The sequence below is a fragment of the Streptomyces sp. NPDC006879 genome, from assembly GCF_042869595.1.
GTDB lineage: Bacteria > Actinomycetota > Actinomycetes > Streptomycetales > Streptomycetaceae > Streptomyces.
This window is the reverse complement of sequence record NZ_JBIAGC010000020.1, coordinates 20,546-42,440: the sequence shown is the minus strand read 5'-3', so window position 1 is coordinate 42,440 and position 21,895 is coordinate 20,546. Positions and strand designations below refer to the sequence as shown.

General features: G+C 68.3%; 16 protein-coding genes. 13 read left to right on the top strand and 3 right to left on the bottom strand.

The genetic code is table 11. The features are described from left to right. Positions 1-8 precede the first annotated feature (8 nt). Positions 9-1,979: an ATP-dependent DNA helicase gene (locus ACFYMC_RS17150; protein ID WP_388525314.1), complete on the top strand. Its 1,971-nt coding sequence runs from the start codon at positions 9-11 to the stop codon at positions 1,977-1,979. A 121-nt stretch (positions 1,980-2,100) separates the two neighbouring features. Here the strand turns inward: ACFYMC_RS17150 and lexA are convergent, their stop codons facing one another. Continuing rightward, positions 2,101-2,895 (bottom strand): transcriptional repressor LexA, encoded by a 795-nt coding sequence (lexA, locus tag ACFYMC_RS17145; RefSeq protein ID WP_388525311.1) that lies wholly within the window; start codon positions 2,893-2,895, stop codon positions 2,101-2,103. A gap of 487 nt (positions 2,896-3,382) precedes the next feature. On the opposite strand from lexA, the gene nrdR reads away from it, so the two are divergent. Further along, positions 3,383-3,898, top strand: coding sequence for a transcriptional regulator NrdR (nrdR, locus tag ACFYMC_RS17140; protein ID WP_388525309.1), 516 nt, complete (start codon positions 3,383-3,385; stop codon positions 3,896-3,898). 146 nt (positions 3,899-4,044) lie between these two features. Then, the gene (locus ACFYMC_RS17135; RefSeq protein ID WP_388525305.1) at positions 4,045-6,939 is read left to right on the top strand and encodes a vitamin B12-dependent ribonucleotide reductase; all 2,895 of its coding nucleotides are present in this window, start codon (positions 4,045-4,047) and stop codon (positions 6,937-6,939) included. A gap of 220 nt (positions 6,940-7,159) precedes the next feature. On the opposite strand, the gene ACFYMC_RS17130 is transcribed toward ACFYMC_RS17135, so the two are convergent. Next, positions 7,160-8,752: an MFS transporter gene (locus ACFYMC_RS17130; protein WP_388525302.1), complete on the bottom strand. Its 1,593-nt coding sequence runs from the start codon at positions 8,750-8,752 to the stop codon at positions 7,160-7,162. A gap of 71 nt (positions 8,753-8,823) precedes the next feature. Here ACFYMC_RS17130 and ACFYMC_RS17125 point away from each other — a divergent pair, with 71 nt between their 5' ends. From ACFYMC_RS17125 to ACFYMC_RS17100, 6 genes are all read left to right on the top strand, one after another. After that, entirely contained in the window at positions 8,824-9,441 is a 618-nt protein-coding gene (locus tag ACFYMC_RS17125) for a TetR family transcriptional regulator (protein ID WP_388525299.1), read from the top strand. 104 nt (positions 9,442-9,545) lie between these two features. Beyond that, a complete protein-coding gene (locus ACFYMC_RS17120; RefSeq protein ID WP_388525297.1) occupies positions 9,546-10,151 on the top strand; it encodes a YdbC family protein in 606 nt (201 codons plus the stop codon). A gap of 97 nt (positions 10,152-10,248) precedes the next feature. Further along, a complete protein-coding gene (locus tag ACFYMC_RS17115; protein ID WP_388525295.1) occupies positions 10,249-10,908 on the top strand; it encodes a histidine phosphatase family protein in 660 nt (219 codons plus the stop codon). Positions 10,909-10,920: 12 nt separating this feature from the next. After that, a complete protein-coding gene (locus ACFYMC_RS17110) occupies positions 10,921-11,829 on the top strand; it encodes an ADP-ribosylglycohydrolase family protein (protein WP_388525292.1) in 909 nt (302 codons plus the stop codon). Between the two features lie 289 nt (positions 11,830-12,118). Continuing rightward, positions 12,119-12,820 (top strand): ribonuclease HII, encoded by a 702-nt coding sequence (locus ACFYMC_RS17105; RefSeq protein ID WP_388525290.1) that lies wholly within the window; start codon positions 12,119-12,121, stop codon positions 12,818-12,820. Between the two features lie 60 nt (positions 12,821-12,880). Then, positions 12,881-13,510: a hypothetical protein gene (locus tag ACFYMC_RS17100; RefSeq protein WP_388525288.1), complete on the top strand. Its 630-nt coding sequence runs from the start codon at positions 12,881-12,883 to the stop codon at positions 13,508-13,510. A gap of 72 nt (positions 13,511-13,582) precedes the next feature. Here ACFYMC_RS17100 and ACFYMC_RS17095 read toward each other — a convergent pair whose 3' ends face one another. Beyond that, positions 13,583-14,212 carry a hypothetical protein gene (locus ACFYMC_RS17095; protein WP_388525285.1) on the bottom strand — a complete coding sequence of 210 codons (630 nt, stop codon included), beginning with the start codon at positions 14,210-14,212 and terminating at the stop codon, positions 13,583-13,585. Positions 14,213-14,672: 460 nt separating this feature from the next. Here ACFYMC_RS17095 and ACFYMC_RS17090 point away from each other — a divergent pair, with 460 nt between their 5' ends. From ACFYMC_RS17090 to ACFYMC_RS17075, 4 genes are all read left to right on the top strand, one after another. Continuing rightward, on the top strand, positions 14,673-16,832 hold the full coding sequence (locus ACFYMC_RS17090; protein ID WP_388525283.1) for a RecQ family ATP-dependent DNA helicase: 2,160 nt from the start codon (positions 14,673-14,675) through the stop codon (positions 16,830-16,832). Positions 16,833-17,442: 610 nt separating this feature from the next. Then, entirely contained in the window at positions 17,443-18,822 is a 1,380-nt protein-coding gene (locus ACFYMC_RS17085; RefSeq protein WP_388525281.1) for a DUF4192 domain-containing protein, read from the top strand. A gap of 125 nt (positions 18,823-18,947) precedes the next feature. After that, the gene (locus ACFYMC_RS17080) at positions 18,948-20,984 is read left to right on the top strand and encodes a glycogen debranching N-terminal domain-containing protein (protein WP_388525279.1); all 2,037 of its coding nucleotides are present in this window, start codon (positions 18,948-18,950) and stop codon (positions 20,982-20,984) included. Between the two features lie 73 nt (positions 20,985-21,057). Further along, positions 21,058-21,819, top strand: coding sequence for an NUDIX domain-containing protein (locus tag ACFYMC_RS17075; RefSeq protein ID WP_388525276.1), 762 nt, complete (start codon positions 21,058-21,060; stop codon positions 21,817-21,819). Positions 21,820-21,895 lie beyond the last annotated feature (76 nt).

The following is a 21,895-nucleotide window of genomic DNA, read 5'->3' as shown; positions in this document are numbered from 1 at the left end:
GGACCGCTATGACGAAGCCCTCCCTCCCCGACCTCCTGCACGCTGCCGTAGCCGCCGTCGGCGGTACGGAGCGCCCCGGCCAGGTGGCCATGGCCGAAGCCGTCGCCGAAGCCGTGGACGACAACTCCCACCTACTCGTCCAGGCCGGCACCGGTACCGGCAAGTCCCTGGGCTATCTTGTGCCCGCACTCGCCCACGGCGAGAGAGTGGTGGTGGCCACCGCCACCCTCGCCCTCCAGCGTCAGCTGGTGGAACGGGACCTGCCACGGACCGTGGACGCCCTCCATCCGCAGCTGCGCCGCCGGCCCCAGTTCGCCATGTTGAAGGGAAGGTCGAACTACCTGTGCCTGCACCGGCTGCACGAAGGTGTGCCACAGGACGAGGAGGAAGGGCTGTTCGACGCCTTCGAAGCCGCCGCTCCGAGCAGCAAGCTCGGAGCGGACCTGCTGCGCCTGCGTGACTGGTCGGACGAGACCGAGACGGGGGACCGAGACGATCTGACGCCCGGTGTCTCAGACCGTGCCTGGTCGCAGATCTCGGTGTCCTCCAGGGAGTGCCTCGGAGCCACCAAGTGTGCCTACGGCGTGGAGTGTTTCGCGGAGGCGGCCCGAGAGCGAGCCAAGCTCGCCGACGTGGTGGTCACCAATCACGCCCTGCTCGCCATCGATGCCATCGAAGGCGCTCCCGTCCTGCCCCAGCATGAGGTGCTGATCGTCGACGAGGCCCATGAACTGGTCTCCCGGGTCACCGGCGTGGCCACCGGTGAGCTCACACCGGGGCAGGTGAACCGGGCCATGCGCCGGTCGGCCAAACTGGTCGATGAGAAGACCGCGGATGCTCTGCAGACCGCGTCAGAGGGCTTCGAAAGGGTCATGGAGCTCGCTCTGCCCGGCAGGCTCCAGGAGATTCCGGAGGACCTCGGATACGTCCTGACCGCACTGCGCGACGCCGCCCGCAGTGTGATTTCCGCGATCGGCAACACCCGTGACAAGTCCGTCCAGGACGAGGACGCGGTCCGTAAGCAGGCCCTGGCCGCGGTGGAGAACGTGCACGACGTGGCCGAGCGGATCGTCCAGGGGTCGGAGTACGACGTCGTCTGGTTCGAGCGCCACGACCGTTTCGGAGCCTCGCTGCGGGTGGCCCCGCTCTCGGTGTCCGGGCTGCTCAGGGAGAAGCTCTTCTCCGAGCGCTCGGTCATTCTCACCTCAGCGACCTTGAAGCTGGGAGGCGATTTCAACGGGGTGGGCGCCTCGCTGGGCCTCGCGCCCGAGGGCAGCGTCGGTGAGGATCTTCCGGTCTGGCGGGGGCTGGACGTGGGCTCCCCCTTCGACTACCCCAAGCAGGGAATCCTTTACGTCGCCAAGCACCTGGCCACTCCTGGACGGGACGCGGCTCGCGAGGACATGCTGGACGAGCTGGCCGAGCTCATCGGGGCCGCAGGTGGTCGCACCCTCGGACTGTTCTCCTCCATGAGGGCTGCCCAAGCGGCGGCGGAGGAGATGCGGGGTCGACTCGACGTACCCGTACTCCTCCAAGGAGAAGAGACCCTCGGGGAGCTGATCAAGAACTTCGCAGCCGACGCCGGCACGTGCCTGTTCGGCACGTTGTCCCTCTGGCAGGGCGTCGACGTGCCCGGCCCCAACTGTCAGTTGGTGGTCATGGACCGCATCCCCTTCCCGCGCCCTGATGATCCCCTGATGAGCGCCCGCCAGAAGTCCGTGGAGGAGCACGGCGGGAACGGATTCATGGCGGTCGCCGCTACCCACGCTGCTCTGCTGATGGCGCAGGGGGCTGGTCGCCTGGTGCGTGCCTCGGGGGACAGGGGAGTGGTGGCTGTGCTGGACCCGAGGCTGGCCACGGCCCGCTACGGCAGCTTCTTGAAGGCCTCGCTACCGGCTTTCTGGTACACCACCGATGGTGGTCAGGTGCGCCGATCCTTGGCAGCCATCGATACGGCGGCCAAGGCGGAGGCCAGGTAGAACTATGGGCTGTCCCGGCCGTTCCGGTAGCCCACAACGACCGCACGCCTGCGGAGAAGAGACAGGGCGAGCCCCGGAATCGGCGCAGTGATTCCGGGGCCCGGTCAGGGAGCGACGAGGGTCAGACTCGCCGCAGCACGGCAACGACCTTGCCGAGGATGGTTGCCTCGTCGCCAGGGATCGGCTGGTAAGCGGCGTTGTGTGGGAGGAGCCAAACATGCCCGTCTTCACGCTTGAAGCGCTTGACGGTGGCTTCGCCATCCAGCATGGCGGCCACGATGTCGCCGTTCTCGGCAACCGGCTGTCGGCGGACCGTAACCCAGTCGCCGTCACAGATGGCCGCTTCGATCATCGAGTCGCCGACGACCTTCAGGACGAAGAGCTCTCCGTCTCCCACGAGCTGGCGCGGAAGAGGAAAGACGTCCTCCACCGACTCCTCGGCGAGGATGGGGCCACCAGCCGCGATCCGTCCCACGAGTGGTACGTAGGAGGCGGCCGGCTTGCCGGTCGTGTCGGTGTGCTGCGTGCTCGGCTGGTCGGACCCGCGCACCTCGTAGGCTCGGGGTCGGTGCGGGTCTCGACGCAGGAAGCCCTTACGCTCCAGTGCCATCAACTGGTGTGCCACCGACGAGGTGCTGGACAGGCCCACCGCCTGACCGATTTCCCGCATCGACGGCGGGTATCCCCGGCGCTGGACCGAGTCTCGGATCACCTCGATCACGCGGCGTTGCCGGTCGGTCAGGCCGGAGCTGTCCGCTCGGATTCCGGGAGGTCGACCGGGCAGGGAGCGAGCGGGTCGGCTGGGCTCGTCCCCCTCCGGGGGCATGGCTGCGTCGTTCATGGCCTGCACCGGGTCGAGTCGGCTCTGGGATCGGTTCTGGGCGGTGATGGTGGCACTGTCTGCTGCGGTGGTCACGTCGGCGGCCCCTCTCGGAAGTTCTCCCTAGCTAGGCAACGGTAGTTGCTTTCGAAAGGTTGCGCCAAACACACGTTCGAGTGAAAAATCGCTGTTCACCGGACGTATATGCCACGTGAGGTGTATGGCTCACTGTTGCGGTGCGTGAGCAGGCAGTCGCATTTCGGGCTTATCGGGTCGCCTGCGGTAGCCTCCCCATCGAGCCGGTCGGGGCGTCGGCTCCGAGCCCAGTGTGACACCAGGTGGTCCGGGGGTGTGGGACCAGGCCCCCGGGGAGTCGTGGCTCGCGCTCGGAGGTCTGTGGGGCTGGCGACACGCCCGGTCGACAAACGCATTCCGGCCCTAGATCTAGTGGTTGGTTTGGGTTCATGGCCCACAGATTGTGTCGGGGGGGCCTGGAGGGCCTATGCTGGGACTGCTTCGAGAGGCTCCCCGCGGGAGTTGGTCCGAGGCGGTTCAGTCGTGCGGAGAGGGAGAGTCGGGAACCATGCACTGCCCTTTCTGCCGGCACCCCGACAGCCGGGTCGTTGACAGTCGCACCACCGATGACGGCACGTCCATCCGTCGTCGCCGGCAGTGTCCGGACTGTTCTCGGCGCTTCACCACGGTGGAGACGGCGTCACTGATGGTGATCAAGCGCAGCGGAGTCACGGAGCCCTTCAGTCGCACCAAGGTCATCTCCGGCGTGCGCAAGGCGTGCCAGGGGCGGCCGGTCACCGAGGATGCGCTCGCTCAGCTCGGTCAGCGGGTCGAGGAGGCGGTGCGTGCCACCGGAAGTGCCGAGCTGACCACTCATGACGTGGGCCTGGCCATACTGGGCCCCCTCCAAGAGCTCGACCTCGTGGCGTACCTGCGCTTCGCGTCGGTGTACCGGGCGTTCGACTCGCTCGAAGACTTCGAGGCCGCCATCGCGGAGCTCCGCGATGGAGGGCCCCCCGCCCTTAGTGAGGGCGAGACCGGCGGGGCGGGTTGTGTTCCCGTTCCGGCCGGCGCCGCGGACTGATCGGCCCGCCGTAGGGCGTCCGATCGACCGGCTGGCACGAAAGACCTGTCCGCGGCGCATCGCGCCGAGGGCGACCAGACAAACCACGGTGCCTCGGAATTTCCATGGCACTTTAGGGCGTTTTTGCCCGCATATGGGAGGCGGCAATGACAGAGACGGCGAGCGGTTCGGCACGCGGTTCCCGCGCCAAGGGAGCCAAGGCGAACAAGGGCCTGCGTATCGAGCGCATCCACACCACCCCCGGCGTGCACCCGTATGACGAGGTGGAGTGGGCGCTTCGCGACGTCGTCATGACCAACTGGCGCGACGGCTCGGTCAACTTCGAGCAGCGTGGCGTCGAGTTCCCGGACTTCTGGTCCGTGAACGCGGTCAACATCGTCACCAGCAAGTACTTCCGTGGCGCGGTCGGCACCGCCCAGCGTGAGACCGGTCTGAAGCAGCTCATCGACCGGATCGTGAAGACCTACACGAAGGCCGGCGAGGAGAACGGGTACTTCGCCTCGCCCGCCGACGCCGAGATCTTCGAGCACGAACTCGCGTACGCCCTCCTGCACCAGATCTTCAGCTTCAACTCCCCGGTCTGGTTCAACGTCGGCACGCCCCAGCCCCAGCAGGTTTCCGCCTGCTTCATCCTTGCCGTCGACGACTCGATGGAGTCGATCCTCGACTGGTACAAGGAAGAGGGGATGATCTTCAAGGGCGGATCCGGTGCCGGCCTCAACCTCTCCCGCATCCGTTCCTCCAAGGAACTGCTCTCATCCGGCGGAAACGCCTCCGGTCCGGTCTCCTTCATGAGGGGTGCCGACGCCTCCGCCGGAACGATCAAGTCGGGTGGCGCCACCCGCCGGGCGGCCAAGATGGTCGTCCTGGACGTGGACCACCCCGACGTCGAGGACTTCATCGCCACCAAGGTCAAGGAGGAGGAGAAGATCCGTGCCCTGCGGGACGCGGGCTTCGACATGGACCTCGGTGGTGACGACATCACCTCTGTCCAGTACCAGAACGCCAACAACTCAGTCCGCGTGAACGATGAGTTCATGACGGCGGTCGAGAACGGCACCGAGTTCGGTCTGCGCGCCCGGATGAACGGCGAAGTGATCGAGAAGGTCGACGCCAAGGCCCTCTTCCGCAAGCTGGCCGAGGCGGCCTGGGCCTGCGCCGACCCCGGTATCCAGTACGACGGTGTGATCAACCACTGGCACACCTGCCCCGAGTCGGGCCGCATCACCGCGTCCAACCCGTGCAGCGAGTACATGCACCTGGACAACACCTCGTGCAACCTCGCCTCGCTGAACCTGATGAAGTTCCTCAAGGACGACGGCAAGGGTAAGCAGTCCTTCGAGGTCGAACGCTTCTCCCAGGTGGTCGAGCTCGTCATCACGGCGATGGACATCTCCATCTGCTTCGCCGACTTCCCCACCCAGAAGATCGGGGAAAACACCCGCGCCTTCCGTCAGCTGGGTATCGGATACGCCAACCTCGGCGCCCTGCTCATGGCCACCGGCCACGCCTACGACTCGGACGGCGGTCGCACCCTCGCCGCATCGATCACCTCACTGATGACCGGCACGGCGTACAAGCGCTCCGCCGAGCTCGCCGCCGTGGTCGGCCCCTACGCCGGCTACGCCCGCAACGCCGAACCGCACCAGCGAGTGATGCGCCAGCACGCGGATGCCAACGCCATTGCCCCCCGCTCCGACGACCTGGACACTCCGGTGTGGGCCGCGGCCACCGAGGCCTGGCAGGACGTGCTCCGGCTGGGTGAGAAGAACGGCTTCCGCAACGCCCAGGCCTCCGTCCTGGCGCCGACCGGCACCATCGGCCTGGCGATGTCCTGTGACACCACCGGCGTCGAGCCCGACCTCGCCCTGGTCAAGTTCAAGAAGCTCGTCGGCGGCGGCTCGATGCAGATCGTCAACGGCACCGTTCCGCAGGCCCTGCGCCGCCTGGGCTACCAGGAGGAGCAGATCGAGGCGATCGTCGCCCACATCGCCGAGCACGGCAATGTCGTCGACGCCCCCGGACTGAAGACCGAGCACTACGAGGTCTTCGACTGCGCGATGGGCGAGCGCGCCATCTCCCCGATGGGCCACGTCCGCATGATGGCCGCGATCCAGCCGTGGATCTCCGGGGCGATCTCCAAGACGGTCAACATGCCGGAGTCGGCGACCGTCGAAGAGGTCGAGGAGATCTACTTCGAGGCTTGGAAGCTCGGCGTCAAGGCCCTCGCGATCTACCGCGACAACTGCAAGGTCGGTCAGCCGCTCTCCGCCAAGAAGAAGGAAGAGGAGAAGGCCGAGGTCACCGCGAAGACCGAGGGCACCATCCGGGCCGCGGTCGAGAAGGTCGTGGAGTACCGCCCCGTTCGCAAGCGTCTACCCAAGGGCCGCCCCGGTATCACCACGTCCTTCACCGTCGGTGGCGCCGAGGGTTACATGACCGCCAACTCCTACCCCGACGACGGCCTTGGCGAGGTGTTCCTGAAGATGTCCAAGCAGGGCTCGACCCTCGCGGGCATGATGGACGCCTTCTCCATTGCGGTCTCGGTCGGTCTGCAGTACGGAGTGCCCCTGGAGACGTACGTCTCGAAGTTCACCAACATGCGCTTCGAGCCCGCGGGCATGACGGACGACCCCGACGTGCGGATGGCCCAGTCGATCGTCGACTACATCTTCCGTCGCCTGGCGCTGGACTTCCTGCCCTTCGAGACCCGCTCCGCCCTCGGGATCCACTCCGCCGAGGAGCGCCAACGCCACCTGGAGACCGGTTCGTACGAGCCGTCGCTCGCCGATGAGGACATCGACGTCGAGGCCCTGGCCCAGTCGGCCCCGCGCCAGCAGGAACTGAAGGCCGTCGCCCCGGTGGCGAACGAGACCGGAGCTAAGCCGGCCAGCACGCCGCACACCAGCGCGGAACTCGTCGAGATGCAGCTCGGCATCAGCGCTGACGCACCGCTGTGCTTCTCCTGCGGCACGAAGATGCAGCGGGCCGGTTCCTGCTACATCTGCGAGGGCTGCGGTTCGACCAGCGGTTGTAGCTGAAACTGGGCGAGAGCCCGCGTCTGAGGCGACGTTGAATATCCGCGGCTGACGACGCCAGGCTCCTCGTGGGAGAGGGTGTCGGCCATGTGCCGGCACCCTCTTCGGCTTCTTCGACCCGCGGAGGGTCAGGTAGCGGCCCCCGGCCGTAGCGGCAGACGGGCCGGACACGAGGGTCGACGTACGCCGGCGCCAGGCGACTTGCAATCGAGGGGCGCGGGGCTCAAACGGTGTCGCCTTCGCGCACGACCGCGAGCGGTTCCGGTTCGCCCGGTCCCTCGACTGCCCGTGCTTTCGCGGCGAGGCGAGTGTTTCCCGCCGACCGCAGCAGTAGTGCCACGAGGACCGTGGCGAGCAGTGCCGTGCAGGAGCCGGCCAGGAGCGTGTCCTGCATGCCGGCGACGAAGGCGGTCCGAGCCCGATCCAGAGTGGGGCCGCCCATGGAAGCGGCCACCGCGATGGAGGAGCGTGCCGCTTCCTCCAGTTGCTCGGGCAACCCCGGCAGTTGGAGGTTGCTGCGGTAGGAGGCGGTCAGGATGCTGCCGAGAACAGCGATTCCCAGCGCCCCGCCCAGCTCGCGAGCCAGGTCGTTCATCGCCGACCCCACGTTCTGGAGAGCCGGGGGCAGCGCGTCGGTGATCATCGTGGTGGCTGGTGTCATCGCCATGCCCATGCCGGCGCCCAGCGGCAACAGGGCCAGGGCCATCCATCCGTACGAGCTGTCCTCGCCGAGCCGGGAGAGCAGCGCCATTCCCGCAGTGACCAGCGCGAGTCCGCACACCCAGGGTCGAGCGATGCCGAACCGTGCGGTAAGCCGCGGGCTGAGTCGGGCCGAGGGCACCATGGCGGCGGCCATCGGGAGCACGCTGAGTGCTGCGGTCAGGGCACTGTCGCCCCTGACCAGTTGTAGGTACTGCATCACAACGAAGATGAAGCCGAAGAAGCCGAAGAACTGGAGGGTGATGGACAGGGTGCCCGCTGCGAACTCGCGGTTCTTGAACAGTCGCGGATCCAGCAGCGGGTGTCGTCGCTTCAGTTCCCAGCGCACGAAGCCGGCCAGTACGGCCAGACCGACCGCGATGCCGGCGATGGTGCCGCCACCGGCCCAACCGTGCACGGGCGCTTCGATGACGCTATAGACGAGGACACCGAGCCCGGCTACGACCAGCAGGGCTCCAATGCCGTCGAGCCGTGGACGGTCCGGTTCGGCCGATTCCGGTACATAGCGCAGGACACCACTCAAGGAGGCCGCTGCGAGGAGCAGGTTGAGCAGGAACACCGAGCGCCAGGACCATGCCTGGAGGAGCGAACCGGAGGCCACGAGCCCGACCACGGCGCTCGCCCCGGCGACGGCGGCCCAGGCGCTGACGCCCCGGGCGCGCTGGGCGGGCGGGAACGTGCTGGTGATGGTGGACAGGGTGGCGGGCATCACGAGGGCCGCACCCACTCCCAGGACGGCCCGCAGTGCGATGAGGGCGGCCGGGGAACTGGTGAACAGTGCGGCGACGGAACCGGCGCCGAAGACGGTGAGCCCGAGGAGGAGGGCGTTGCGTCTTCCGTAGCGGTCGCCGAGAGCGCCTGCGGGTAGCAGGAGCGCGGCGAACACCAGGCTGTAGGAGTCGATGATCCAGGAGAGTTGGGTCTGGGTGGCGTGCGTTTCGCGGGCGACGGAGGGCAGGGCCACGTTCAGCGAGGACATGGCGGCCACCACGGTTGCCAGCGCCAGGCAGGTGACGGCGAGGACGAGATGGTGGCGAACCGCGGGGGTGTCCGGAGCGGGTGAGCTGCTGGCGCGGGGTGTCTGGTTGGGGGGCATGGCCTCGGCCTTCCGGGGGTGCTGTGCAAGGGCACCCCAAGGTTCGGCTTGACGCGGGTAGCATTTCAACGATGATGAATAAATCGGCGCCCCGCGGCCGGCGGCCGGGCAACCCCGACACCCGCACGGCCATCCTGGAAACCGCCCGCCGCCGCTTCCTCTCCGAGGGCTACCATGCGGTCACGCTGCGCTCGGTCGCTGCGGAAGCCGGCGTCGACCTCGCCCTGATCAGTTACTTCTTCGGATCCAAGAAGGGCTTGTTCGGGGCCGCCCTCGCGCTGACCGTCAACCCGGCTGAAGTCGTCGTCACGGTGCTGGAAGGTGACCCGGCCAGCTTTCCGCAGCGTGCCCTACGCGTGATGATCTCGGTGTGGGACGACCCCGAATCGGGCCCCGCCCTCCTCGCGATGATGCGCAACGCCACCCAGGACGACACCTTTGCCGCACTGGTCAAGGAGGTTCTCGAACGAGAGATCGTCGAGCGCATCGCCGCGCACCTGCGGGGTGCGAACGCCCGGAGACGCGCGGCGGCCTTCACCGCGCAGATGGCGGGCCTCATCACCACGCGCTACCTGCTGCGCCTGGAACCCGTGGCTTCCATGTCCCCTGATGAAATCGTCCGCCACTTCGCGCCCCCGATGCGGGTTGCGCTTCAGGACCCCCCGCCGAGACCGCACCTTGCCCGCTGACGGCACGGCCGCGGCGCATCGCCCGGCGCGTGCGCGGTATGCCCGGGCCTCTTCCGTTGTGCGGAAGGCCGACGGGAGACCAGGCGGGCCCGTACGATGGCGCGGTGCTGGTCAAGTGGATTCGCTGCAAGGTGGTCGACCGTCGGGGGTTCGAGCGCGGGCAGCGGAAATGGGCGGGACTGCCGGGGGAGCCGGGCTTTCGGGGGCAGGGCGGTGGATGGAGCCGTGGGCGTCAGGGGGTCGCGCACACCTTCTCCTTCTGGGAGTCCCGTGCCTTCTACGACTCCTTCATGGCCCGCTCCCACGACCGGCTGGCTGCCGCCCAGAGCGGCACCTACCAGGACGCCCAGGCCAAGCTCTTCGACCACCGATTCGACGTCAAGACGGGCTTCGAACCCCGCTTCGCGGACGCCGATGTCGTCCGCATAGCGCACTGTCGTGTTCACGCCGAACGGGTGGAACACTTCGCGCTGATGCAGGAGAAGGTGTGGAACCCGGCGATGGCAGGTTCCCCCGGCATGCTGCGAGGCCTGTTCGCCCAGGCCGTGGAGAACGAGTTCCTGGTGCTGTCAATGTGGCAGTCCACCGCGGAGTACGGGAAGTACCGGGCCGAGCGGGTGGAGCGGCTGTCGCTGCGCGCGCAGACCGAAACCGACGTGGCCGCCCTGGCCGGCGACGTGGTCGACCTCGAACCCTCCTGGACGGTGTGAGGCTAACGCGAGACGGTACCCGCCCCGAGGGTGCTAGCCGCCGGGTCAGCGCGTGGACACGTGCTCGAAACGGCGCGAATCGAAATAGGCTCGTTCCATGGCACGACCGCGGCGCATCGTCCTTGTCCGGCACGGCGAATCTGAGGGAAACGCGGATGACACCGTGTACGAGAGGGAGCCGGACCACGCACTGCGGCTGACCCCCCGAGGGCGCGAGCAGGCGCAGCGGGCCGGCGCCCAATTGCGCGAGCTCTTCGGGGAGGAACGCATCAGCGCGTACGTCTCTCCCTATCGGCGCACCCTGGAAACCCTGCGCGAACTGAGGCTGGACGCCTCTCGGATGCGGGTCAGGGAGGAGCCGAGACTGCGCGAGCAAGACTGGGGGAACTGGCAGGACCGCGAGGACATCCGGCTGCAGAAGAGCTACCGGGACGCCTACGGACACTTCTTCTACCGCTTCGCCCAGGGAGAGTCGGGGGCCGACGTCTACGACCGGGTGGGTTCCTTCCTGGAGAGCCTCTACCGCAGCTTCGAGGCCCCTGACCACCCACCGAACGTGCTGCTGGTGACCCACGGGCTGACCATGCGGCTGTTCTGTATGCGGTGGTTCCACTGGTCCGTAGCGGAGTTCGAGGCACTGTCCAACCCGGACAATGCGGAGACGCGAACGCTCGTGCTGGGTCTTGACGGTCGGTACTCCATGGACCGGCCGTTCGAGCACTGGCGCACACCTGAGCCTTATGACATCACCGGCTAGAGTGGCAGGGCGATGACCGCTGAATCCTCCTCCGAACAGCGCTTCGAGCGTGCACTGTCGAGCCTTCGTGGGCTGGCCGTGGGCGACGCGCTGGGTTCCCAGTTCTTCATCCCGGTGAACTATCCGCTGCTCAAGCGGCGTGTGCCACCGCCCGGCCCATGGGCGTGGACCGACGACACCGAGATGGCCTGCTCCGTCCTCGCCGTCCTCGTCGCCCATGGGCGGATCGATCAGGACGCCCTGGCTTCCTCGTTCGCTGATCGCCACAACGTCGATCGTGGATACGGTCCGGCGGTCAACCGGATGTTGCGGCTGATCCGCGAGGGCGGCGATTGGCGGGAACTCGCCGCCGAGATGTTCAACGGTCAGGGTTCCTGGGGCAATGGCGCGGCCATGCGCATCGCCCCGCTCGGAGCCTGGTACGCGGACGACCCCGAGCAGGCCACCCACCAAGCGGAGATCTCCTCGTACACCACCCACCAGCACCGGGAGGCCGTGGTCGGAGCCATGGCGGTAGCCGCCGCAGCGGCTCTGGCCGCCGCCCCGGGGGGGCCTCCCTCGGCCACGGAACTCCTCGACGGCGTCATCGACCTCGTGCCGCGCAGCGCGGTGGGGGCGGGGCTGCGTCGGGCCCGCGACATGCTCGACTACGGCGACGCGGGGACCGTCGCGGCCGTCCTCGGCTGCGGCCGGCGCACCAGTGCGCACGACACCGTGCCCTTCGCGCTGTGGTCGGCGGCCCGCAGCCTGGGTGATTTCGAGGGCGCCTTCTGGACCACCGCGACGGTGGGCGGTGATATGGACACCACCTGTGCGATCGTCGGCGGAGTCCTGGGAGGGCATGTGCGTGGACAGCCGCCATTGGCATGGTCGACGGGCACCGAGGCGCTACCCGGTTGGGTGCCCGTCGCTGCTGGTTGAAGACGGTTCGGCGAGGTCTGGGCACGCGGTGCGTGGGCACCTGAGAATTCACCTTTGCCGGCGGCGGTGGACTCCTCGCGGCGGGGTTGTTCACGAGTGCGACAGGGGGCGTGTGAGGCGCCCGTCCCGCGGGGCTTTGTCCGGACTCCGGGCTGTGCGGGAGCGAACGCGTGGACCGATGGTGCCGGGATGAGGGAATCCGATCCCGCCGAGGCCCTGACCAGCGGACAAGAGACAGGCGGCCCGGGGTGTCGCAGGTGGCCCCGGGCGGCGTAGTGTTGCTGACGCCATGCCCTACGAAGCACCCACCCATACCGTCGAGCGCTCCCTCCGCGCCACCACCGGGGCCAAGACCATCGCCGGGGTCGACGAAGTCGGACGAGGGGCCTGGGCCGGTCCCGTCACCGTGTGTGCGGCCGTCACCGGTCTCCGCCGGCCACCCGAGGGACTCACCGACTCGAAGCTACTCACCGTCAAGCGCCGCGACGAACTCGCCGAGGTCCTCGAATCCTGGGTCACGGCCTACGCCCTCGGACATTCCTCTCCGGAGGAGATCGACGAGCTCGGCATGACGGCAGCGCTGCGGCTGGCCGCGATGCGGGCTCTGGAGGCCCTTCCAGTCCGCCCGGACGCGGTGATCCTGGACGGGAAGCACGACTATCTCGGGTCGCCCTGGCGGGTCCGTACCGTGATCAAGGGCGACCGGTCCTGCGTGGCGGTAGCCGCCGCCTCGGTGATCGCGAAGGTGCGGCGGGACCGCATGATGGCTGAACTGGGCACTGCACACGAAGACTTCGCCTTTGCCGCCAACGCCGGCTACCCGTCGCCGGTGCACCGGGCCGCCCTGGAGGTACGGGGCCCCACCCCGCTCCACCGACTGTCCTGGTCGTACCTGGACGCGCTGCCCCAGTGGCGGCACCTCAAGAAGACCCGCCGGAGCGAGGAAGCAATTGAGCTGGAAATCGGGGGTCAACTCGGCTTCGATTTCTAATCGCACTGTTGCACCCACTCGCTGTTACGAACCGTACCGGCGTTTGATACACATCCCGTTATGCCTCTCATCACCGAGGAGTCTCAGATTCACGAGAGTGCCCAGGGTCCCCGCGTCGCTCCGGCCGCCAGCCGGACCGCGCCGACCCCCCGTCCCGTACCTGGTCCGCGTCCCGTAGCCGTGCCCCGGCCCGGACGTCCCGGCCCCACCCCCAGGCCCGCACCACCCGTGCAGCGCGCGCCGCACGAGCCCGCGGGGTCCGGAGCCACCCAGTCGCCTACTTCGGCCGCTCCCATGGCGGCACCCCAGATTCAGCTGATCCCGGCAACGGCCGAGGGTGCTCTGGATGCCGCCGAGGAAGCAGTTGACCTGCTGCTCGAATCCGGGCGCGCACCCGGAGACGTGCTGGTGCTCACTTCGGGTGATCCTCACCCGTGGGCAGCTCACGAACTGACCTTCGGCGAGTCCGCCTACTGGGCGCAACACGATGCCCGAGACGACGTCTTCTACGCGGATGCCGGTCTCGCCGGGCGTGCTTCGGCCCGTCCCGTCGTGGTCTTCGCCGCCAATGGCGCGGATGCGGCAACAGCTGCGCGCGAACTGCCGAAAGCGCTGGGGTGCGCCCAGACGCTGCTCATCGTGTGTGGCGACCCGCAGCAGATCAATTCGGTTCTGGGCGCAGGCGTCTGACGAAACCTCATCCGGTTCTCCGTTGGTTGAGGTTTGAGACGTCGCGTCGGCTCGCCGGCGTACCGCGGCCCTTCAGCGGGCCGCGGTACGGCGGAGTGCCTCAGCCGAGCCGCCTCCGGTCCGGGGCGTCAGCGAGACGGCGTCCGGGGCCTGTGCCTCGGCCAGTCCGACCGGGCGGCCGCCCGCATGTGGTTGACGGCCACCACGTCCCTCGCCCAGGACTCGCCAACCTCCGTCCGTCAAGGTGATGTAGGCGCCACATCTCAGTCCGTGCAAGGTGCAGGCATCGCGCAGTCCCCACATCCAGGCGCCATCCTCTACCGTCCAGCGTTCGTCGCCGTCACGGCAGTAGAGCAGCACGGCGGTCCGTACCGGTGTGCGGCGACGCAGGTCGTGCGGGATCACTCGGCGCAGGGCGGAGAGCAGCGAATTGCGGTAGTCCCAACCGTCAGCCGAAGCAATCCGCGGAACGAACGAAGCGCTGGCCACCAGCCGTTCGTCCGGATCTAGTACCGCGATCACCGCCGTCATCGGTTTGGGGCTGTGCCGGGAGTGCAAGCCGCTGACGACCTCGCGGGGGTTGATAAGCAGGGGAATCTCAGCCGCGGCCCATTCGGCCGGTTCCAACAGCCGCCCGTGGTGCCTGTCCGTATCCGTGTTGCGTATCGATGCGGCTGCGGACGGTGAGAATCCGAAGGTCACGGTCCTCCCTTCGGTACACGCCCGTGCGAGGGGCGGAAGGTGGCGAGGGCACAGCGCGATACGGCCCTCTCAATGAGCGCCGGCGAGCCGTACGGGAGCCCTCCAATTCTGACCCGGGCCCTTACGGCGCGGCAACGAGCAATTGGTGACACCGACCGGAATCAGTCGGTATGGCACTCATTTCCTTGCCTCATGGGCTCACCAACCACGCATCCGGGCTACTCCCTACCTCAAGGACCAGCAGAAACGGGCTCGGGCACCCGCCGCGGCGGGAGCCGTGCCTTGCGATGCGCGCGGCGGGTGCTTGCGCTAGAGCTGCGCAACCCCTTCCATCGAGTGCCTTTTGGTGAAATCCGACCCAATCCTCCAGATGTGTCCTGCGGTCGTGACCCGCTTGTGAGCCAGCTGTCACTTTGGGTGAGTTGGGCGATTGTCTGCGGGATCCGGTTGCATGGGGGGCATGGACAACCTGGAGCTCCGCACTGAAGCCGATGCCATCCTCGCTGAGCTCGTTGGCGCCCCGGGGGGATCGGCGCGGCTGCGGGAGGACCAGTGGCAGGCCGTGGCCGCCCTGGTGCAGGAGCGCCGGCGGGCGCTGGTGGTGCAGCGCACCGGCTGGGGCAAGTCGGCGGTGTACTTCGTTGCCACGGCTCTGCTGCGGCGGCGTGGCGCAGGTCCCACGGTGATCGTCTCGCCGCTGCTGGCGTTGATGCGCAACCAGGTCGAGTCGGCGGCACGGGCGGGTATCCGGGCACGCACGATCAACTCGGCCAACCCGGAAGAGTGGGACACCATCCAAGAGGAGGTCGAGCGCGGGGAAACCGACGTGCTCCTCGTCAGCCCGGAGCGTCTGAACTCGGTGGACTTCCGTGATCAGATGTTGCCCAAACTCGCTGCTACCACCGGTCTGCTGGTGGTCGATGAGGCGCACTGCATCTCCGACTGGGGTCATGACTTCCGCCCCGACTACCGACGACTGCGGGCGATGCTTGCAGAGCTGGCGCCGGGCGTGCCGGTGCTGGCCACCACCGCCACCGCCAACGCCCGGGTCACGGCCGACGTGGCCGAACAACTGGGGACCGGGGGCGGGGACTCTCTGGTGCTGCGCGGGCCACTGGACCGGGACAGCCTGCGGTTGGGCGTGTTGCAGCTGCCCGACGCGGCGCATCGACTTGCCTGGCTGGGAGAGCGGCTGGGAGACCTTCCTGGATCGGGGATCATCTACACCCTGACGGTCGCGGCAGCAGAGGAGGTCGCCGCTTTCCTGCGACAGCGCGGGTATCCGGTTGCCTCCTACACGGGGAAGACGGAGAACGCCGACCGGTTGCAGGCGGAAGAGGACCTGCTGGCGAACCGAGTGAAGGCTTTGGTGGCGACCTCTGCGTTGGGGATGGGGTTCGACAAGCCGGATCTGGGCTTCGTGGTGCACCTTGGGTCGCCTTCCTCCCCGATCGCCTACTACCAGCAGGTGGGACGTGCGGGACGCGGGGTGGACCACGCGGACGTGCTGTTGTTGCCGGGCCGCGAGGACGAAGCGATCTGGGCGTACTTCGCTTCTGTGGGATTCCCGCCGGAGGAACAGGTGCGACGCACGCTCACCGTTCTGGCGGATGCCGGCCGCCCCTTGTCCTTGCCTGCCCTGGAGCCGCTGGTGGACCTTCGGCGTTCGAGGCTGGAAACCATGCTGAAGGTCCTGGACGTGGACGGGGCGGTAAAGCGGGTGAAGGGAGGCTGGGCCGCCACCGGTGAGCGGTGGACCTACGACGCGGAGCGTTACGCATGGGTCGCCAGGCAGCGAGAGGCGGAGCAGCAGGCGATGAGGGACTACGTGGCGACCAGCGGGTGCCGGATGGAGTTCCTGCAGCGACAGCTCGACGACGAGAAGGCGGCCCCGTGCGGTCGTTGCGACTCCTGCGCCGGCGCCTGGATGGACCCTGCGGTATCGCCTGCGGCGCTCTCGGGTGCGGTGGGGGAACTGGACCGTCCGGGGGTCGAGGTGGAGCCTCGCCGGATGTGGCCGACCGGGATGCCGGCCGTCGGGGTCGACCTCAGGGGGCGGATCCCCGAGGGCCAACAAGCCGCCACGGGGCGTGCGCTGGGTAGGCTCTCGGACATCGGTTGGGGCAACCGCCTGCGTCCGTTGCTCTCTGACCAGGCCGTGGACGGGCCGCTTCCGGACGATGTGCTGGCAGCAGCCGTGACGGTGGTGGCTGACTGGGCACGTTCGCCCGGGGGCTGGGCCGCCGGCGGTCCCGGTGCGATGGCCCGACCGGTTGGGGTGGTCGCCATGCCCTCCGCCACACGCCCACAGCTGGTCGGCTCCCTGGCTACGGGGTTGGCCCGGGTCGGCAGGCTGCCGCTGCTGGGGAGCCTGGCCTACGCTGCCGAGGCTGGCGGACATCCGGCGCACCGCAGCAACTCTGCCCAGAGGCTGCGTGCCCTGGCGGCTTCGTTCGTGGTACCCGACGACCTGGCGGCTGCTCTGGCCGGTACTCCGGGCCCGGTGCTGCTTGTCGATGACTACACCGAATCCGGCTGGACCCTGGCCGTAGGCGCCCGGCTCCTGCGCCAGGCCGGTGCCGAGCGAGTCCTCCCGCTCGTCCTCGCCCTGGCTGGGTAGACCGAGCCTGCCGGGAGGATCGAGGACTCCTTCGCAGGAGGTCCGTAAGTCCGTATGAGGGTGGTTCTCAGCGGGGGAGTTGGGGACCACGGGTCGAAAGCGGCCATGCCGCTCCCGCTGAGTTGTTCGCGGCGTTGTTGGGACTGCCCTTGGAGGAGAAGAGGTTCGCCCGCCAGGGAGGCCAACACCTAGCGCAGCGGTCCGAAGACCTTGTCGAACCTGGTGTGTGAGCGGGCGGAGCAGTACCCGGAACAGGTGCAAGATGCGGCTGGTGTCCGAGCAGACCCCGCCGATAGCGCCACTGAGCAACAGCGCGCACGGTCCACGCCCCGGGTGAGTGAACACGCTGGCGCGACGGGCCCGCTGAATGGGTCGCGCCTTGCGCCCTCGCGTGGAGGCGCGAAACTCCGTGCGATGCCGTTGCAGGGCACAGCTGTTGTCGGTGTGGAGCGTCGAGAGCCCGTTGGTGTCCGCAGTGCGGGAATCAGTGTTGTGCATGTCTCCATGCAACCCGATGACTCCGCCCTCGTGTCAACGGCCCACCCAGCCCTGTGGATAACGTTATCCACAGGGCTGGCGCTATCGGTCGCTGACGAGAGACCTTCGGGACATGACCACACACAGCGGAGCCACTGGCTCATTCGGCGCACAGATCACCCTGCGGAACTCGGCTGAGCTTGCTGATGCCTTGCCCTACGTCCTGGGATTCCATCCCAGCGACTCGCTCGTCCTGGTCGCCGTGCACGGCGACCGCGGACGCTTCGGTGGCCGACTTCGGTTGGGCATCCCGGCCTCGCCGAAGGACTGGGAGTACACCGCGAGTCAGGTAGCGGAATGCCTGGTCACGGGCAGCATGGACCACCAAGGCCGACCGGATGGAATCATTCTCTACCTCTGCAAGGACCCGGGCCCCCAGGAGGACGGATCAGCAGTGATGGAGCGGCTTCGCCCGCTTGCACAGCAAGTCCGTTTGGCCTGCGGTGCGTTAGACGTTCCCGTCATGGAGGCCCTGTGCATCTCTGACGGACGGTTCTGGTCCTACTGTTGCCCCGACAGGCGGTGTTGCCCGGTGCAGGGGACTCCCTTGGCGATGCCTGGTACCACGGCGATGGCCGCAGCCGCTGCCTACGCCGGGCTGCGCGTGCGGGGCACACTCAGGGACATGGAGGCGCGCCTCTCACCCCTGACCGGCCGCGCCGCCGAGGTACAGGAGGCGGCACTCGACCGTGCGTCGCTCGCTCTCGTTCCCAAGATCCTGGACGGAACCACACGTGAGCAGGTGGGAGCCGAGACCATTGCCCTTGCGGAGGGCGCCATCCGCCGCTTCGAGCAGGCACCACCGAGTACCGCTGGCCTGGCCGCCGACGAATGGGACGATGCACTGCTGGGCGTGGAGGAGAGCGCGACCCTTGTGGTGGGCTTGCAGGACCGGGAGGTCCGCGACATCGCTGCGGAGTGGATGGAGGGGGACGAGGCTGCTTCGGCCCTGCGTCTGTGGCGGGCGCTCGCCCGCCGTTGTGTTGGTGCCTACTCGGAGCATGCCGCAGCCCCGCTGACACTGGCCGGCTGGGTGGCCTGGTCCACCGAGGACGAACCTGAGGCCCGGGTAGCACTTGGGCTAGCCCTTCAGCTGGATCCCGACTACCGCTTCGCCCGACTGCTCAGCCAGGCGTGCAATCAGGGCCTTGATCCGGAAGGGCTTCGAGGTTGCTTGCGTGACGAGCGCGCCAGGCGTCTGAAAGCGAAGCAGTACGCCGCCGAACCAACTCCGGCACGGCCTGTACCAAGTGCCTCCCGCCCGGCGGCCGAGCAGGCCCCGGGGCAGCATCGCCCCGCGGTTGCCGCTCGGACCGCGGGCAAGCCCCGCAGGCGTCCACACCCCACTCGAGGGTCGAAGCCCAAGCCGAAGGCAGCGCCCCCGCCGCACAACGGCCGTGTTACTCGTGTGCCCCGTCAGCGGACTGCGGATTCCCCTCGGCGTGAGTCATGAACGGCTGGCAGTCCTTGCGGCGCACCGTGACCTGGCTGCGTGCGAGGGCGTTCACATGGGTGGCTCCGGCGTATGTGCAGGGTCATCGTTCTCCGGCACCGTCAGCAGCCCACAGAAGGCGACGCATGCATCTCCTCTCCTCGGCTCGAAGGGTTTCGACGGGCGCACCGCCCGCCACGGGCTCCGGCAGCACCGGCCGGCCGCCAGAGGCTTCTGGGCAGAACAACGCGCCCGCGGTGGAGCTGCCAGCGGCGCATGACGCGATCGTCTGCGTAGCCATGCCGGGCCTGGTGGTCTCCCCGCCCCAAGGCCAGCTGACGGGCCGAGGCCTGGAAGGGGTCTACCACTGCGGACGGCGATTGCTGGCTCGCTGCTGGTTGCGAGTGGCGGGGCGTGAGCCGATCAGTGTTCAGGGCCGCAAGCTAGGCCCGTCGGAGGCCACCTTCACCGCCACGTTGCGCATGGGTGTGGGACCTGACCCTGACATCAGCGTGGAACGGGTCCGCGGCGCAGACGGCACCGAAAGCATCACCTTGCGCAGTTTTGCCCCCCACCCTTTGCGACTGCCCGTCGAGATCTTCCTCGCCACAGATCTGGCGGATCTGGCGGACCTCGCCGCGGGCAGGTCCGGACCGGATGTCACCGCCACTGTGCACGCCGCGGGCCTGCGCTGGAGTACCGCCACTGCGCATGCGGTGACCACCGCGGATCCGCCGCCGGACGACGTGCTGGCTCCGGCCGGGCTGTTGCGCTGGGAGCTGCGCCTGGCTCCCGGCCAGGCGTGCTCCATCGAACTGCGCACCGGACCGGGTCGTAGGGGCGCACACCTATCGGTTGCCCCGCCAGCCAGTGAGCCAGCGCGTGCAGAAGGCGATGACGCACGGATCGGAACCCTGCTGAGGACGGGAGTTGGCGATCTGCGGGCCCTCATGATGCGAGATGTCACTCAGCCCTCCGATGCGTACCTCGTTGCGGGCGCACCCTGGCGCTGCGGCCTTGCGCCGGCCGATTCGCTCTGGGCCGCCAGGATGACACTCCCCCTGGGCACCGCACTGGCCGCATCCACCTTGCGCACTCTTGCTCGCACTCAGTCGACTTCGAAGGGCGAGGGGTTCGGGCTGATTCCGGGCCCTATGCGAGCCGCAGGTCTTTCGTTGCCTCCTGGTAGTACGGGGGTTGAGGCCACTTTGGCCTTCCCGACCGTACTCGCCGAGGCCCGGCGCTGGGGTTTGCCGGAGCGGGATCTCGCGGACCTGCTCCCCGCTGCGGAGCGGTGTTTGACTTGGTTGCGTAGAGCAGCGCGCGATGGCCTGCTGTGGGATCCCTCAAGCGGTCCGGCACGCTGCGAGACGCAGGCGCATGCCCATCGGGCGGCGGTACTCGGAGCCGACCTGCTGGCTGAATGCGGCCGTCCGGGCTCGGCCGAGTTGCGGGAACGGGCGGCGGGGATGCGGGAGCGGTTCCGTGCGGCCTTCTGGGTGGACTCCCGCTCGGGCTCTCGCCCCGCGGTGGCTCTCGCTCCCGACGGCCGTCCGCTGGGCTACCTCGGAGCCGCTCTCGCACACCTGCTTGACACCGGGCTCTTGGGGGGCGGCCGGTACGCTCCCGGACTTCTCGACAAGGTCTCTACTGAGCAGGTGGGCCGGCTCCTGGGAAGCCCCTCCATGGACTCGGGCTGGGGTCTGCGCAGCGTGAGCTCCCAGGAGATCGGCTACAACCCCTTCGGTCATCGCGCGGGTGCGGTGCGGGTGTATGAGACGGCGGTCGCCGTGACGGGCTTGGCCGCGGCGGGCCTCGAGAAGGAAGCAGGCTCCCTTCTGAAGGGGTTGCTAGATGCAGCCGAGTACTTCGAGTATCGACTGCCAGAGATGTACGCGGCGGCACAGCGTACGGCGGGCAGTGCGCCCCTGCCGCACCCGGCAGCGTGCCGTCCCGCTGCGATCGCAGCGGGGCTTCCCGTCCAGTTGCTGGTCGTGTTGGCCGGTCTTCGCCCGGATGCCCCTGCTGGGACAGTGCGCTTGGATCCGATGAGCAGTGCTCCGCTCGGTGAGCTGAGGGTGTCCGGCCTGCGGGTGGCGAGCGAGCCGTTCGCAGCACGGGTGAGCAGACTGGGCATGGGAATGGTGGAGGAGGCTTCTTCCTCACTTCAGCTCGGTGTCTGAGCGGGCGCGGCTTGTGTCGCCAGAGATCCCCAAGAGGAGTGTTTATCGTCAGGAAGACGACTATGATCGCTGCATGCCCTACGACCCGTCGGCCTTTCCGCCTTTTGCAGTCACTGTCGACCTGGTCGTGCTCACCGTGCGGCGGCATGCGCTCTGCGCGCTCGTGGTGCGCCGTGGTGAGCCACCGTTCCAGCACAGATGGGCCCTGCCTGGGGGATTCGTCCGAGGGGATGAGGACTTGGGCGCGGCAGCCGCCCGGGAGCTTGCGGAGGAGACCGGCCTGTGCGCACACGACCCCGCCGCACCTTTGGCAGGCAACGGTGCGCATCTGGAGCAGCTCGCCACCTACGGTGACCCCAGGCGTGACCCACGTATGCGGGTGGTCAGTGTTGCGTACTTGGTGCTCGCACCCGACCTGCCTGCCCCGAGGGCCGGCGGGGATGCCAACAGCGTGCGGTGGTCGCCGGTGGAGCAGCTGTTGGACGCCGCCGGTGGTCCTGCAAACGAGGTGGACCCCCTTGTGCCGCTGGCGTTCGATCATGCCCAGATCCTCGCGGAGGGTGTGGAGCGCGCTCGTTCCAAGATTGAATATTCCTCACTCGCCACTGCGTTCTGCCCGCCGGAGTTCACCGTCGGCGAGCTGCGGCGCGTGTACGAGGCGGTCTGGGGCGTGGCGCTGGACCCGCGCAACTTCCACCGCAAGGTGACCGGCACCCCCGGGTTCCTGGTCCCCACGGGTGGAACGACCACCCGGCAGGGCGGTCGGCCGGCCCAGCTCTTCCGTGCCGGCGGGGCGACGCTCCTCAATCCGCCCATGCTGCGACCGGAAGTCTAGAGGGGGACCTGTCCGACTCGGCCGCGTTCACCATTAAATCGGATATATCGCGTTATCTTACCGAGGTGCCCTTACC